The 16,175-nt window shown below is 62.6% G+C and carries 12 protein-coding genes; 6 read left to right on the plus strand and 6 right to left on the minus strand.

The window, feature by feature from the left end; all coding sequences use genetic code 11:
- Positions 1–593: 593 nt before the first annotated feature.
- From CKO27_RS21620 to CKO27_RS21640, 5 genes are all read left to right on the plus strand, one after another.
- The gene (locus CKO27_RS21620) at positions 594–2,516 is read left to right on the plus strand and encodes a PrkA family serine protein kinase (RefSeq protein WP_200376999.1); all 1,923 of its coding nucleotides are present in this window, start codon (positions 594–596) and stop codon (positions 2,514–2,516) included.
- A gap of 174 nt (positions 2,517–2,690) precedes the next feature.
- On the plus strand, positions 2,691–3,959 hold the full coding sequence (locus tag CKO27_RS21625) for a YeaH/YhbH family protein (protein WP_200377000.1): 1,269 nt from the start codon (positions 2,691–2,693) through the stop codon (positions 3,957–3,959).
- Positions 3,956–5,446, plus strand: coding sequence for a SpoVR family protein (locus CKO27_RS21630; RefSeq protein WP_200377001.1), 1,491 nt, complete (start codon positions 3,956–3,958; stop codon positions 5,444–5,446). The genes CKO27_RS21625 and CKO27_RS21630 overlap by 4 nt, the downstream gene beginning before the upstream one ends.
- 436 nt (positions 5,447–5,882) lie before the next feature.
- The gene (locus CKO27_RS21635; RefSeq protein WP_200377002.1) at positions 5,883–7,613 is read left to right on the plus strand and encodes a L,D-transpeptidase family protein; all 1,731 of its coding nucleotides are present in this window, start codon (positions 5,883–5,885) and stop codon (positions 7,611–7,613) included.
- A 278-nt stretch (positions 7,614–7,891) separates the two neighbouring features.
- Positions 7,892–8,275 carry a septal ring lytic transglycosylase RlpA family protein gene (locus CKO27_RS21640; protein ID WP_242471063.1) on the plus strand — a complete coding sequence of 128 codons (384 nt, stop codon included), beginning with the start codon at positions 7,892–7,894 and terminating at the stop codon, positions 8,273–8,275.
- Positions 8,276–8,583: 308 nt separating this feature from the next.
- Here the strand turns inward: CKO27_RS21640 and CKO27_RS21645 are convergent, their stop codons facing one another.
- The 6 genes from CKO27_RS21645 to CKO27_RS21670 all read right to left on the minus strand — a co-directional run bounded on the left by CKO27_RS21645 (position 8,584) and on the right by CKO27_RS21670 (position 14,202).
- Entirely contained in the window at positions 8,584–9,477 is an 894-nt protein-coding gene (locus tag CKO27_RS21645) for an HlyC/CorC family transporter (RefSeq protein ID WP_200377004.1), read from the minus strand.
- Between the two features lie 6 nt (positions 9,478–9,483).
- Positions 9,484–9,978, minus strand: coding sequence for an rRNA maturation RNase YbeY (gene ybeY, locus CKO27_RS21650; RefSeq protein WP_200377005.1), 495 nt, complete (start codon positions 9,976–9,978; stop codon positions 9,484–9,486).
- A gap of 87 nt (positions 9,979–10,065) precedes the next feature.
- Positions 10,066–11,034 carry a PhoH family protein gene (locus CKO27_RS21655; RefSeq protein WP_200377006.1) on the minus strand — a complete coding sequence of 323 codons (969 nt, stop codon included), beginning with the start codon at positions 11,032–11,034 and terminating at the stop codon, positions 10,066–10,068.
- A 6-nt stretch (positions 11,035–11,040) separates the two neighbouring features.
- Positions 11,041–12,372 (minus strand): tRNA (N6-isopentenyl adenosine(37)-C2)-methylthiotransferase MiaB, encoded by a 1,332-nt coding sequence (gene miaB / locus CKO27_RS21660; RefSeq protein WP_200377007.1) that lies wholly within the window; start codon positions 12,370–12,372, stop codon positions 11,041–11,043.
- Between the two features lie 544 nt (positions 12,373–12,916).
- Positions 12,917–13,867 carry a tetratricopeptide repeat protein gene (locus tag CKO27_RS21665; protein ID WP_200377008.1) on the minus strand — a complete coding sequence of 317 codons (951 nt, stop codon included), beginning with the start codon at positions 13,865–13,867 and terminating at the stop codon, positions 12,917–12,919.
- Between the two features lie 155 nt (positions 13,868–14,022).
- Entirely contained in the window at positions 14,023–14,202 is a 180-nt protein-coding gene (locus CKO27_RS21670; protein WP_200377010.1) for a hypothetical protein, read from the minus strand.
- Here CKO27_RS21670 and CKO27_RS25070 point away from each other — a divergent pair.
- On the plus strand, positions 14,188–16,175 hold a 1,988-nt coding region (locus tag CKO27_RS25070), incomplete at its 3' end, for a PAS domain-containing protein (RefSeq protein WP_276570197.1). The genes CKO27_RS21670 and CKO27_RS25070 overlap by 15 nt on opposite strands.

The raw sequence follows: 16,175 nt of genomic DNA on the forward strand, positions 1-16,175 counted from the left end.
CCCCAACCCGCGCCCCTGGAATCAACCGACCCGGCCTGGCGGCCCGGCGTCGTTCGAGATCTTTTCCCTTTCCGCTTGTCGGAATCAAGGACGGTCGGTATCGGCCTGAAACTGTCGCATCGAGACATGGATGTCTCGATCTTGCTACAGATCCTTTGAGCTGGACCCGATCGACGCCATATCCCCCGGTATGCCGGACATCGGACGCGCGTCGACGAGACTTGAGGTCCACTGCCCCAATGGGGGGCATGACGCCCGTCCATGCGAGGAATGGCCGTCGCTTCAGCGGTTCGAGAGCGGCCTTCCGAGCGCTCCCATTTGGACAGGTGCCGCGCGGTTCACGGTGCTTGACGCACTAATTCAGTGCGGATTAATTTGGAACCCATCAGTGGCAAGGACCGCCCGTGCCAGCCTGGTCATGGATGATGGAGTGGCGCCGGCGACCACGGACGAACTGGCGCGCGCCTTGCTGAAAATTTCGCATGCCTTGTCTTTTCCCCTCCTCGCCCCGAGCCTTTCGGGCAGGGCATCGAGCGTTTCGATCGACGCCGGGGTTGGGGGAGCATCGTCAGCTTCCGAGTGAGGTAACGTCTATGTCGATCTTCGAACGCTATCAGGCACGCTACGAATCCTCCCGCGAGGAGGTGTTGAGTCTGAACGAGTACCTCGAACTCTGTCGGGCCGACCCGACGGCCTACGCGGGACCGGCCGAGCGCCTCCTGGCGGCGATCGGCGAGGCCGAGATGGTCAACACGCGCGATGACCCTCGGATGAGCCGGATCTTCCAGAACAAGGTGCTGCGCCGCTATCCCGCCTTCGCCGAGTTCTACGGCATGGAGGAGGCGATCGAGCACCTGGTGTCCTATCTGAAGCATGCCTCCCAGGGGCTAGAAGAGAAGAAGCAGATCCTTTATCTGCTGGGTCCGGTCGGCGGCGGCAAGTCGTCCCTGGCCGAGAAGCTCAAGGAACTGATGCAAGAGCGGCCCTTCTACGCCATCCACGGCTCGCCGGTGTTCGAGTCGCCCTTGAGTCTCTTCTCCCCGGAGGAGGACGGGGCCATCCTCGCGGAAGACTACGGCATCCCGGTCCGCTATCTGCGCACCATCATGTCGCCCTGGGCGGTCAAGCGGTTGCAGGAATACAACGGCGACATCACCAAGTTCAAGGTGGTCAAGCTCTATCCCTCGATCCTTGAGCAGATCGCCATCGCCAAGACCGAGCCGGGCGACGAGAACAACCAGGACATCTCCTCGCTGGTCGGCAAGGTTGACATCCGCCAACTGGAGCGTTTCGCACAGAACGACGCCGATGCCTACAGCTACTCGGGCGCGCTTTGCCGGGCCAATCAGGGTCTGATGGAATTCGTCGAGATGTTCAAGGCGCCGATCAAGGTGCTGCATCCGCTGCTGACGGCGACCCAGGAAGGCAACTACAACGGCACCGAGGGTCTTTCGGCGCTGCCCTACCAGGGGATCATTCTGGCCCACTCCAACGAGTCGGAATGGCAGACCTTCCGCAACAACAAGAACAACGAGGCCTTCCTCGACCGTGTCTTCATCGTCAAGGTGCCCTACTGTCTGCGGGTCAACGAAGAGGTCCACATCTACGAGAAGCTGTTGCGCAACAGCTCGCTCTCGGCCTCGCCCTGCGCGCCCGGCACACTGGAGATGATGGCCCAGTTCTCGGTCCTGACCCGACTCAAGGAGCCGGAGAATTCCAGCATCTTCTCCAAGATGCGGATCTACAACGGCGAGAACCTCAAGGACACGGACCCCAAGGCCAAGTCGGTTCAGGAGTATCACGACTACGCCGGGGTCGACGAGGGCATGCACGGCATCTCGACCCGCTTCGCCTTCAAGATCCTGTCGCAGGTCTTCAACTTCGATCACGCCGAGGTGGCGGCGAATCCGGTCCATCTGCTCTATGTGCTGGAACGTCAGATCACGCGCGAACAGTTGCCGCCGGAGACCCAGGAACGCTATCTGAGCTATCTCAAGCAGTTCCTCTCGCCGAGATACGCCGAGTTCATCGGCAAGGAGCTGCAAACCGCCTATCTGGAATCCTATGCCGAGTACGGTCAGAACATCTTCGACCGCTATGTGACCTACGCGGACTACTGGATCCAGGATCAGGAATATCGCGATCCGGACACCGGCGAGATGATGAATCGCGGGGCGCTGAACGAGGAACTGGAGAAGATCGAGAAGCCGGCCGGAATCTCTAATCCAAAGGACTTCCGCAACGAGATCGTCAACTTCGTGCTGCGCGCCCGCGCCAACAACGGCGGCGCCAACCCGAAATGGACCAGCTACGAGAAGCTGCGCGCGGTCATCGAGAAGAAGATGTTCTCCAATACCGAGGATCTGCTCCCGGTGATCTCATTCAACACCAAGGCGTCGGTGGACGAGCAGAAGAAGCACGATCAGTTCGTCGATCGCATGACCGACAAGGGCTATACGCCCAAGCAGGTCCGGTTGCTGTCCGAATGGTATCTGCGGGTCAGGAAGTCGCAGTAGGATGGGCAGAGCGAAGCGATGCCCATCCCGTACGCTCCGAGGCTCAAGATACTAAGGCTGGTTAGAACACGGCGAAACCCAGCGAGCCCCGCGCCGTCACGGTTCCGGTGACGAAGCCCCGGCTTCGTCACCTGGGCGATGAAGCTCCAGCGCCATGAGTCAAAGCGAGTCCCTATGTCACACTTCATCGATCGGCGCCTGAACGGAAAGAACAAGAGCACGGTCAATCGCCAGCGCTTTCTCAAGCGTTACAAGACCCAGCTCAAGCGGGCGGTCGCCGACGCGGTCAACAAGCGCAGCATCACCGATATCGACTCCGGCGAGAAGGTCGGCATCCCCTCGCGCGATATCTCCGAGCCCCTGTTCCATCATGGAAAGGGGGGTCGCCGCGACATGGTGCACCCGGGGAACAAGGAGTTCGAGAAGGGTGACCGCATTCGCCGGCCCGAGGGCGGCGCTGGGGGTTCCGGTCAGGGCAAGGCCGGCAAGGGTGGCCCCGGCGAGGACGAATTCATGTTCGAGCTCTCGCGCGAGGAGTTCATGGACCTGCTCTTCGACGACCTGGAACTCCCCAATCTGGTGCGCAATCAGCTCATCGGCACCACCGAGTTCAAAAACGTGCGGGCCGGTTACGCGACCCAGGGCGCGCCGACCAATATCGACGTGGTGCGCTCGCTCAAGGGGGCGATCGCGCGGCGCACCGCACTCGGGGCGCCGTCGCGCGCGCGCATCCGCGAGCTGGAAGCCGAACTGGAGGGCCTGCTGGCCGATGGAATCGCGGAGACGGACGTGCGGATCCTCGCCCTGCGCGAGGAGATCGACCGGCTCAAGACCAGGATCGCCGCCCTACCCTTCATCGACACCTTCGATCTGCGCTATCAGAGCTACGTCAAGCTCCCCGAGCCGACCAGCAAGGCGGTCATGCTCTGCATCATGGACGTCTCGGGCTCCATGGATCAGATCCGCAAGAATCTCGCGAAGCGTTTCTTCATCCTGCTCTATCTCTTCCTGCAGCGTAATTACGACAAGATCGAGGTGGTCTTCATCCGCCATCACACCATCGCCCAGGAGGTCGACGAGGAAGAGTTCTTCTATTCGAGGGAAACGGGCGGAACGGTCGTTTCGAGCGCCCTGAACCTGGCCTATGAGGTTCTCAAGGCGCGCTACGATTCGAGCCTGTGGAATATCTATGCCGCGCAGGCCTCGGACGGGGACAATTGGGACTCGGACTCCAACGTTTGTCGCGACATCCTGATCGACAAACTCATGCCATTGATGCGCTATTACGCCTACGTCGAAATCACCCCGCGCCAGCATCAGAGCCTCTGGTATGCCTACCAGGAGGTCATGGCCGCCCATCCTCAATTCGCGATGCAAGAGATCGATGGCGCGGACGACATCTATCCCGTGTTCCGGGAGCTATTCAAGAGGCAGGAGGCATGACGCAACGACTCATCACCGACTCCTCGGAGTGGTCCTTCCCGCTGCTGGAACGCTTCGACAAGGAAATCAGCCATCTGGCCCATAACGTCCATGGCCTGGATACCTATGCCAATCAGATCGAGGTCATCGGCTCCGAGCAGATGATCGATGCCTATTCCTCGGTCGGGCTGCCGATCTATTACCACCACTGGTCGTTCGGCAAGCAGTTCGTCTCCACCGAGCAGACCTACCGGCGCGGTCAGATGGGCCTGGCCTACGAGATCGTGATCAACTCCGATCCCTGCATCGCCTATCTGATGGAGGAGAATTCGCTACCCATGCAGGCGCTGGTGATCGCGCACGCCTGCTACGGGCACAACAGCTTCTTCAAGGGCAACTATCTGTTTCGCACATGGACCAGCGCCGACGCCATCATCGATTACCTGGTGTTCGCACGGAAATACATCGCCGAATGCGAGGAGCGCCACGGCCAGCACGAGGTCGAGTTGCTGCTCGACTCCTGCCACGCGCTCATGAATCACGGAGTGGATCGCTACAAGCGCCCCGCCCCGCTCAGCCTGGCCGAGGAGCAGCGTCGGCAGCGCGAACGCGAGACCTATCTCCAATTCCAGATCAACGATCTCTGGCGCACGCTGCCACAGGCCGGGGGCGGCGATGAGGCGCATCGCGAAACCCGCTGGCCGGAAGAACCCCAGGAAAATCTGCTCTATTTCATCGAAAAGAACGCGCCGCTGCTTGAACCCTGGCAGCGCGAGATCGTGCGCATCGTGCGCAAGATCGGGCAGTATTTCTATCCGCAGCGTCAGACCCAGGTGATGAACGAAGGCTGGGCGACCTTCTGGCATTACACCCTCATGAACGATCTCTACGAGGGAGGACGGGTCACCGATGGTTTCATGATGGAGTTCCTGCAATCTCACACCGGAGTTGTCTTCCAGCCGCCCTTCGACGCCCCCTATTACAGCGGCATCAATCCCTACGCCCTGGGATTCGCGATGATGCGCGACCTGCGCCGGATCTGCGAGGTGCCCACCGACGAGGACCGGCACTGGTTCCCGGACATCGCCGGCAGGGATTGGCGCCAGGTGCTGGACTTCGCGATGCGCAACTTCAAGGACGAGAGTTTCATCGCCCAATTCCTGTCTCCCACCCTGATGCGCGACTTGCGCCTCTTCGAGATCAGCGACGACGATCGCGAGGAGCATCTGGAGGTCACGGCGATCCACGATGAGAAGGGTTATCGCACGCTCCGACAGGCGCTCGCGGAACAATACAATTTGGGCACGCGCGAGCCGAACATTCAGGTACACGAAGTCGATCGCCGGGGCGACCGCTCGATGACGCTGCGTCACTTCGCGCACAATCGCCAACCCCTGGGAGACACGGTCGATGAGATGTTGCGGCATATCCGCCACCTCTGGGGATTCACCGTGCGACTGGAAACGGTCGACGAGCATGGCCACGTCCAGTTGATCGGGGAAGCTTGACGCCAGGCCTTGTAGGATGGGCAAAGCCCGTGGCAATCGCGTCCAAATCTGGCGGCGAGGCCGGTCGGGCGTGCCATCCTGTACGCTCCGAGGCTCAATAAAAGAATGAAGCGTAGCGCCTCCACCGAACCCCGGCGGACAACGGCTCGGTGCGGGTGGATGCGGCGCGTCCGCGATTCGAGTCCCTCCTGAAATGACGGAGCGCGCGCCTTCATCCACCCTACGAACGACCTCCAGCCGTTGCCGGGGTTACCCCAGCCAAGCATCCGTCATGGTCGCCCCCAGCGACAAAGTGACAACCCAGGTCGTGGCATGGGCGGCTCCTCGGGTTAAACTCCGAGCGATGACCAGGAACCAGGCCGTGTCCAGCGCCCGGCCATTCTGGCGAGAGCCAACTCATGTCGATCAATCCGAACGTCCATGCCGGGAGCGGCCGATGCCTCATCGTGTCCATTTGAACGTCCTGTCCTTGCTGCTGGCCCTGATGCCCCTGTGTGGGCAGGCGAACCCCCTGCTCGCCGAAACCCTGGAATCCTGGCGTGAGGCCAAGACTCTGGCCATCGATGGCGTGCCCTTGCTGTCGGGCCGGCTGCTCGCGAACTTCTACGTCCAGCGCGGCAACGAGCCGGTCTGGTCATCGGACCCGGAACCACTCAAGACGCTTCTGGAACTGGTGGAGGAAAGCGAGGCGGACGGCTTTTTGGCGCGTGACTTTCATGTGGATCGACTGCGCGCCATGAGCGAGCCAGGGGCCTTCGAGAATCTCTCCGAGTCGCAACGGATCGGCATCGATATCCAGTTGACCGACGCCCTTCTGCGCTATGTGCATCACACCCGCTTCGGCAAACTCGATCCGGTCGCCATCGATCGCAAATGGAACGATCGCGTGCCGATTCCCGAGGAGCTTCTGATCGCCGACATGAACGGCGCCTTGAAGGCCAGGGATCCCGGCGTCTTCCTGGCGTCACGATTCCCGGCACCCTTCTGGTACGAGGATCTCAAGCGCGGATTGGGCCGCTACTCAGGTTCGCGGCATTTGCATGGACTCCCGCCACTCCCGGCCGGTGCCAATCTCGGGCCGGGAAGCCAGGGGGCGCGCGTCGCCCTGTTGCGCGAGCGTCTGCGATTGCTTGGACATCCGGGCGCGACGCCCCCCGAGGATCCGGAACTGTTCGACACCTCGCTCGCCGAGGCCGTGCGCGGATTCCAGCGTCGCCATGGACTGGCGGCCGATGGGGTGGTCGGCCCCGGAACGCTCGTGGCCATCAACGGTCCATTCGACGAAAACAAGGTCCGGCAAATCCGCGTCAATCTCGAACGGATGCGCTGGCTCTACAACGATCTCCCATCGGACTATGTCTTCGTGGACGTCGCGGACTACATGACGCATCTGGTGCGGAACGAGGAAATCACCTGGAGCACCCGCGCCATCGTGGGCTCGGAGGAGGCGCAAACACCCATGTTCCGGGATTCGCTCGATCATCTGGTGTTCAACCCGACCTGGACCGTCCCGATTTCGATTCAGAAAAAGATGGGAAGCGTCTCCGCGCGTTACACCCTGGTCGACCGGCGGACCGGGCGCAAGGCCAGCGGCGGCAACGCGGGTGACTACAAGCGTTATCGCGTGGTTCAGCAGCCCGGTCCGGGCAACGCCCTGGGTCGCGTGAAATTCATGTTTCCCAACCGCCATGCCGTCTATCTGCACGACACCCCCGGCAAGGGTCTGTTCGAACGCTCGTCGCGCGCGCTCAGTCACGGCTGCGTCCGGGTCCAGAACCCGATGAAGCTGGCCGAGTTGCTGCTCAATGAATCCGCGTGGGATCGCGCCAAGATCGATCGGATCATCGACGGCAACCGCACCAGGCATGTGAACCTCACCGAACAATTGCCGGTGCTGCTCTATTACCTCACCGCGCGCGCGGATCGGGAGGGGGTCGTGCGCTTCCGTCCCGATGTCTACAAACGCGACCAGGGCGTTCGCGAGGCCCTCGACCAACCGCTGCTCACCACCAGGATCGCCTTCTCCGAACCCACGCCACTGACTCCCGAGCCATCCCACAACGCCGATCCTGGCGAGCCTGCCTCGCCCGAGGATGGGGAGCCTGGGGAGGAACGTCCGCTGCAATCGGGCATGCGCCTGACCCAGTCGGACGACGAGGATCGATAGCCTCGAACCCGAATCCGCGTCGGCTGACTCGGCCGACTCCCTGCCGTGTTCGCTAGAGATTATTAGGTGTTGCAATAGATTGATGCGCTAAGCCATTGCAAGAATTGACCGAATTAAAACTGGCATCCTCCACGACTTGGCGGTTAGAATCCGCCCGCTAGTGATTTTTTAAGGGTCCTTGCAAGGCGCCCAAACACCAAACGACATGTGGAGAAAACGTTTTGGTCAATCGACGCATCTGGCTATCACCCTTGGCTCTAGCGATTGCGCTGTTGCCAATGACACAGGCTCAGGCCATCGTCTCCGACGGAGTCGCCTCTTACTACGGGGATGGCTTCAACGGCCGTCGCACCGCCAGTGGAGAGCGATTCGATATGCACGACCTGACGGCGGCACATCGCACCCTTGAGTTCGGCACCCGAGTCATGGTGACCAACAAAGCGAACGGTCGCTCCGTGGAGGTCACCATCAATGATCGCGGTCCCTACGCCCACGGGCGCTCGATCGATGTTTCCAAGGGCGCGGCCAAGGAGCTTGGCATGCTCGGCAGCGGCGTGGCCCGCGTCGAACTCAAGGTCGTCGACTCCGATTCGTCGGCGGCCCCGATAGCGAACGAGTTGGATGTGGCCCAGGCACAACGAGTCTTGATGGATCTGTTCTGATCCGCGCGATCACCCCTCTCATCCCCTAATCAGCGAACCGCTCGCGGGCAGGCCCCCAAATCTTCCGGGGCGTGCCCGCGAGCGGTTTTTCCTTGCGCGCGATTGACCGAGGTGATTTCCGGGAAACCTTGTACCTGCGGGTGGTACCCCAATCGAGAGGATCGGTGCGTGGAGGATGGGCATCGCCGCGCTCGCCCCATCCTTTTATCTTGAGCCTCGGAGCGTAAAGGATGGGCATCGCTCTCGCTCTGCCCATCCTATGGATTGGAGCACTACCGTTCCCGGAAACCGCCTAAGGCGGGGCAAGCTCAGGCCCCGCTTTCGCGGTCGAACTCGGAGTGATCCGGCAACTCGCCCTCGGGATCCAGATACTCGATATTGAGCAAATGCACACGGCGGCTGTCCGCCCGCATCACGCTGAAGCGGAATCGACCCAGTTCCACGGACTCGCCGCGCTTGGGCAGATGCCCGAGGGCATTGACCACCAGCCCTCCGATGGTGTCGAACTCCTCGTCGGAGAACTCGGTACCAAAATAGTCGTTGAAATCCTCGATCGTGGTACGCGCCTTGGCACTGAAGTCATTCCGGCCGCGCCGGAAGATGCCCGAACCCTCGTCGTAATCATGCTCGTCGTCGATCTCGCCGACGATCTGCTCCAGCACGTCCTCGATGGTCACCAATCCCGAGGCATTACCGTATTCGTCCACCACGATCGCCATGTGATTGCGGCTCGACCGGAATTCCTTGAGCAGCACGTTGAGTCGCTTGCTCTCCGGGACGAAGACGGCGGAACGCAGGAGATCGCGGATATTGAAGGCGCGCTGGCCTGTTTCGATGCAGAAGGACAGGAGATCCTTCGCGAGCAGGATCCCGACCACCTCGCCCTTGTCGTCGCCCGTGACCGGGAAACGCGAGTGCGCGGACTTGACCGCGATCCGCAGGATCTTTTCCAGCGGGTCGTCACGCCGCAGCGAGACCATCTCGGCGCGTGGAATCATGATGTCGCGGACACGCAGGTCGGAAACCTGTAGCACCCCCTCGATCATGCTCAGGGCATCCGTGTCCAGAAGCTCCCGTTCGCGCGCATCCTTCAGCAACTCGATGAGTTGCTCCTTGTCCTGTGGCTCGCCGCCAAGCATCTGTCCCAGTTTCTCGAGCCAGTTGCGTGATCGCGAGCCATCGCTAGATCGATCGCTCGTCATGAGGTCTCAATGATCCTCCAGGTCGTCCTGGTGTTCGTAGGGATGGGGGAATCCTAACCCGCCCAGGATGGCCGTTTCCAGCGCTTCCATCTCGGCCGCGTCGGACTCCGTCATATGATCGTAATCAAGTAGATGCAGAACACCATGGACCACCATGTGCGCCCAGTGCGCCAAGCCGTCCTTGCCCTGTTCGAGCGCTTCCAGTCGCACCACCTCGGCGCAGATCACCAGATCACCGAGCAGATCGGCGATCGGGTCATCCGGGCTCAGGCCAGGCGGAAGCTCGAATGGAAAGGACAGGACATTGGTTGGCTTGTCGAAGCCCCGGTACTGTCGATTGAGCGCCCTGGACTCGTCCGGGTCGACCACGCGGATGGTCAGCGCCGCGCGCTCCCGACGCCCCTCCAGCACCGCCATCACCCAGCGTTCGAGTCGAGGACGCGCGGGTAACCCCGCGTCTTCCGCCGCGATCTGCAAATCGAGATCCAGCTCAATGGCCATGCCTGGCTCCAGTCAGAAAAGTGGCCGGTCTCCCGGCCGAGAAAAGACGATTTTCGGAAGGACGTCGGTCAGACCAGATCGGATCGATCACGGATTTTCGAAGGACTCATAGGCATTGACGATACGCTCCACCAGGACGTGGCGCACCACGTCGCGGGAATTGAAGAAGGTGAAGCTGATCCCCTGGACATCCTTGAGGATCTCGATCGCCTGACGCAGTCCCGATGGCTGACCGCGCGGCAGATCCACCTGGGTGACGTCGCCCGTGATGACGGCCGTCGAACCGAAGCCGATACGGGTCAGGAACATCTTCATCTGCTCGGGCGTGGTGTTCTGGGCCTCGTCCAGGATGATGAAGGATTCGTTGAGGGTTCGGCCGCGCATGTAGGCCAGGGGCGCGACCTCGATGACATTGCGCTCGATCAGCTTGTTGACCTTCTCGAAGCCCAGCATCTCGAACAGGGCGTCGTAGAGTGGACGCAGATAGGGGTCGATCTTCTGGGCCAGGTCGCCGGGCAGGAAGCCGAGCCGCTCGCCCGCCTCGACGGCCGGGCGCACCAGGAGAATCCGCCGCACCCGATCCGATTCGAGCGCCTCGATGGCGCAGGCCACCGCCAGATAGGTCTTGCCGGTTCCCGCCGGTCCGACACCGAAATTGATGTCGTGCTTGAGCACGGCATGCAGATATTCCTGCTGATTCGGCCCGCGCGCGCGGATGAGACCGCGTTTGGTCTTGATGACGACGTCCGGCAGTCGCCCCTCGGCGCGCTCCAGCAGGGTGTCCACGCCCGCCTCCTGGAGGGAGAGATGAATCTTCTCCAGCGTCAAGACCTCCTCGGCGGTCTGCGCGTACAGCTCGCGCAGGAGTTGCTCGCCGGTCAGCACGGCCTCGCCAACGCCAATCAAGCGGAAGCTGAGACCCCGGTTGTTGATCTCGATGCCGAGACGCCGTTCCAGCAGGCGCAGGTGCTGATCGAACTGGCCGCAGAGATTGGCCAGTCGCACGTTGTCCTCGGGCTCAAGCTCGAGATCGAAGGTTCGGGTTTGGATGGACACGCGCGTTCAGCCGGCCGGATGCCCGCGCAGCGAGTTGGGCATGGCCTCGGTAATGGTCAGGTCCAGGAACTGGCCGATCAGGTCCGAGGCGCCGTCGAAATTGACCACCCGATTGTTCTCGGTCCGCCCCGCGAGTTGGGCGGGATTCTTACGCGATGGTCCCTCGACGAGAACGCGCTGCACGGTGCCGACCATCTGGCGCCCGATGCGCTGGGCATTGGCGTTGATGCGCTGTTGCAGTCGCTCCAGACGCTTTTTCTTGACCTCCAGCGGCACATCGTCCGGATAGTCGGCGGCGGGCGTGCCCGGCCGACGGCTATAGATGAAACTGAAGCTCTGATCGAAACCGATGCGATCGATCAGATCCAGGGTCGCCGCGAAGTCCTCCTCGGTCTCGCCCGGAAAGCCGACGATGAAGTCCGACGAGAGGCTGATGCCAGGACGGGCCTCCTGGATACGACGAATCCTGGAGCGATATTCGAGCGCCGTGTGCCCGCGCCGCATGGCCGCCAGGATGCGATCCGATCCGGACTGCACCGGCAGATGCAGACAGCTCGCGAGTTCGGGCACCTCGGCGAAGACCGCGGTCAGCTCGTCGGTGAATTCGATCGGATGGCTGGTGGTGAACCGGATACGGTCGATACCCTCCACGGCCGCCACGTAACGGATCAGAAGCGCCAGATCGGCGGTCCCCGCGTCGGGCTCGGCCATGAGACCGCGATAGGCGTTGACGTTCTGACCCAGGAGCGTGATCTCGCGCACGCCCTGCTCGGCGAGGTCCGCGACCTCCGCGATGACGTCATCGAACGGCCGGCTGATCTCCGGGCCTCGGGTGTAGGGAACCACGCAGTAAGTGCAGTACTTGGAGCAGCCCTCCATGACCGACACGAAGGCCGATGGCCCCTCCGCGCGCGGCGCGGGCAGACAGTCGAACTTCTCGATCTCGGGGAAGGAGACATCCACCTGGGGTCGCCGGTTAGCCTCCAGATCCTTGAGCATGCGCGGCAATCGATGCAGGGTTTGAGGTCCGAAGACCAGATCCACGAAGGGCGCACGCTCACGGATCGCCGCCCCTTCCTGACTCGCGACACAGCCTCCGACCCCGATCACCAGATCCGGACGCGCGACCTTCCAGGGACGCCAGCGGCCCAGTTGGGAGAAGACCTTCTCGTGCGCCTTCTCGCGGATCGAGCAGGTGTTGAGCAAGAGGACATCGGCCTCTTCCGGCCGATCCGTCAGTTCCAGATCCGCCGAGGCGCGCAGCACATCCGCCATGCGGGCGGAGTCGTACTCGTTCATCTGGCAGCCGTAGGTCTGAATATAGAGTTTGCGAACCATGGATGGCCTGGGGCGAGGGGCAGAAACGGGGGGCTTGGTTTAGAGGCATGGGCGCGGAAACCTAGCGAATCCAGCGACCCGACACTCCGGAGGCGAGGATCAGTCCCGCCCTATCCTGCTCAGGCGGCGCCTGAGTGTCAAGCCGCGCGGGGGTCGAGCCGCCATTTCCGCGCGCCTCGGGGCGAGCGGTTGCGTCGGACGAGGGTCGCTGTTGAAGCTCATCGGGCACGCAACTTCAGCCCCGACATCGGATGATCGACCAGGGTGATGTCGTGACCCGGCGTATCAAGGATCTTGCAATTGCTGGGCGATTTTAGGGTAGTGCCCTGATTCGCAGGATGGCTAGCCGAGAGGGTTTCTTCGGAAGCCCGGTTAGACAGGCGTTGCCGCCGGCGATCCGCCATAGCCCATCCTGCTGATTGGGGCACTACCCCCAACAGATGCAGCCATTGATGCGTGTGGCGCGGTCAGCGGCTTGGCCTGATCAACGCCGACCATCCGCGTGGGTGATGCCGGGGCGCGTGATTCTCCCAAGCGATGGCGGTTATTGGACCTGCGAGAGCTGGCGCGAGGTGTCGAGCAGCGAGCGTACCTGCTCGCGGCGCGTCAGCTCCAGCTTTCCAAGCTGCGCGGCCTTGCCCGAATCCCCCGGCGCGCCGACCTCGCTCTGCTTGAGCTGTTCGATGGCGCGCAGTTCCTTCTGGATGCGTTCCGCCTCGCTCTGGGCGTCCAGGCTCTGGCTCTTGGCCTGACGCTGCAATTGCGCCCGATCGACACTGGCCGTTCTGGCCTGTCCGCTGCCGGTCTTGGTCGGCTTCGCGGCCGTGGCGCTCTTGAGCTGCGCGCGCAGGGACGCGGCCACCCGATTGCGCACGGCGATTTCGCGCTGGAAGGCTTCCCGCTGGGCCTTGAGCGTCGACTCGAAAATCAGTCGGTCCTCGGTCAGACCCGAGGCACGGCGGTAGAGATCCAGCGCCTGGGCCTTGTCGGTCGGGACGCCCAGACCCCGCTCGTACAGGGATCCCAGGTTGGTTTGCGCCGGGGCATGGCCCTGATCGGCGGCCTGGCGATACCAGCTCGCCGCGCTCGCGTAATCGGGCGCGGACAGCCCCAGCCCCTTCTCGTGGATCTCGCCGACATAGGTCTGGGCCACCGGGTCGCCGGAGCGCGCCTTCGGCAGCAGGGTCGCGAGGGCGCTCCCATAGTCGGAGCGATCGAAGAGCACGAATTCGCCGCCCCGGATGCCACAGTCGGACTTGGTTGACTTGACCATGCGACGCGGCGCCAGATAGGTCATGCGGGTGCCGAGCTGGCGGATCTGCCCCGGCAGGAGACAATCGACCAGAACGAAGTCATCGACCCCGCGCCCCGGAGCGATCGGCTCGACACTTGCGACTTCTCCCGATTCGGGCGTGGTGGCGCAGCCAATGAGGACCAGGACGATCAGGCAGGAGCCAACCAGGGACAGGGGACGAATGGAGCGGGTCCGGACCATGTGAGCCACCTCGGAGGATTCGCGGGATTGGGCCTTCTGAGTATAGCGATCGACGCCGGATCGGGCACGCCGCGACCGGAAGACGGACTGTGATCGAATCCCGGTTCATCTCCAGGTTTTTCGAGTAAAGTTTCACCCGTTTCACTGGAGCGCCGTCACGCCGCCTTCGATCCTTGATCGATCCCTTGCTCGGCCAGCCAGGTGGCGATGCCGAAGACTCTCGAAGTCTGTCCGGTGCGCTCGATAAAACAATGGATGCCCACTGAGGAAGGTACCGACCCATGCGAACGAATCTGCCCGTCACCGATAAAGAACATTTGATGCGGGATGATCAACTGATCGTCTCCAAGACCGACCTCAAGGGACGCATCACCCACTACAACCGTGATTTCCTCGACATCAGCGGCTTTTCCGACCAGGAGCTGGTGGGCGCGCCGCACAACATCATCCGCCATCCCGACATGCCCTCAGCCGCCTTCGAGGACATGTGGGGCACCATCAAGTCGGGCCGCCCCTGGACGGGACTGGTCAAGAATCGCTGCAAGAATGGCGACTTCTACTGGGTCGAGGCCAACGTATCGCCGCTGCGCGAGAACGGCGCGGTGACCGGCTATATCTCGGTGCGCCGCAAACCGACCCGCGAGCAGGTCGCCCATGCCGAGACCGTTTACGCGCGCCTGCGCGCGGGCAAGGCGGCGAAGCCCCTGTTGGGTCGGATCGCCGAGCGGGTGAACGACATCCGCATCAGCCGCGCGCTGCCGGTGGGACTGATCCTCATCGCGCTGCTCTTCAGCCTCGCGCTCGTGTTCTCCCTGTCGAGTCTCCGTCACGCGACCCAGCAGATGCAGCGGATCGGGGAAACGACCCAGGTGCTGGAGCAAGCCTACAACGACATGTACGGCCAGGGTCTGCAGATGGTCGCCGCCATCCGTTACCTCCTGACAGAGCCCACGGATGCCCAGGCGCGCGATAATGTCGGCAAGTCGGGAAAAGCCTTCGCCGAGGCGCTTGAGCAGGCGCGGCGCGTATCCGCCAATGACGCCGACATCATCAAGGGCCTGGACGCCATCGCAGCGGAGCGTCAGCGGCATCTCGCGGCCCAGACTCGCACGCTTGGACTATTGGACGCCGGGGATCTGGCTGGCGCCAAGAAGACCTATGACAGCGAAGACAATATCTCCTGGCGCGCCTATCGGCAGATGATTCTCGATGGCCTCAAGCGGGCCAAGCAGACCTCGGAGCGCGAACGCGGCGAGTTCATGTCGGCGGCGACGCTTGCCGAACGCAATGCGATCATCTTCTCGGTCTTCGCGCTCCTGACCGCGATCCTGCTCGGCGTCTGGCTGGTGCGCAAGATCACCCGACCGCTGCGCATCACCCTGGGCCATCTGGAGGCGATCTCCAACAACGATTACAGCACCAGGATCGAGGCCACCAACAGGGACGAGCTGGGCGAGATGATGCTGGCGGTCAAATCGGTGCAGGCGCGGCTGGACTTCGACATCCAGGACACGCGACGGATTGCCGCGGAGAATCTGCGGGTCCGCGCGGGTCTCGACAACGTGACACTCCCCGTCACCATCTCCGATGACCGCAACAAACTCGTCTACCTCAACGACTCGGCACTCGCCCTTTGGCGTGACATGGCGCCCAACATCAAACGCCGGCTGCCCGAGTTCGATGTCGACAGGATGGTCGGATCCAGTCTCGCCGATTACTTCGAGGATCCGGAGGTCACCACGGCTTATCGCGGCCAACTGACGGGTATGCGTCAATTCGACATGTCGCTGGCTGGCCGTAACCTGCGTCTCACCGCCAGCCCGGTCCGGGATGTCGACGGAGGCTATCGCGGACGGGTGACCCAATGGCTCGACCGCACCGCCGAGGTGACCACCGAACAGGAGATCGCCACCCTCATCCAGGCCGCCGCGGGCGGTGACTTCGGGCAACGCATCGAGCTGGCCGGCAAGGACGGCTTCTTCCTCCAGCTCGGCGGCGGACTCAACCGGCTGATGGAGATCGTCGCCAGCGGCCTCGCCGACGTCGTGAACGTGCTCAACGCCATTGCCTCCGGTGACCTCAATCGCACCATTGAGTCCGACTACGAAGGCACCTTCGGCCAGCTCAAGGACGACACCAACACCACGGTCGCCCGCTTGCGAGAGGTGGTCGGACGCATCTTGGAGGTCTCCGACGCCATCACCACCGCCGCCGGAGAAATCGCCTCCGGCAACGCCGATCTCTCGGGACGCACCGAGGAGCAGGCCGCCAGCCTGGAAGAGACCGCCAGCTCCATGGAGCAGCTTAA

This window comes from Thiocystis violacea (assembly GCF_016583575.1).
Lineage (GTDB): Bacteria > Pseudomonadota > Gammaproteobacteria > Chromatiales > Chromatiaceae > Thiocystis > Thiocystis violacea.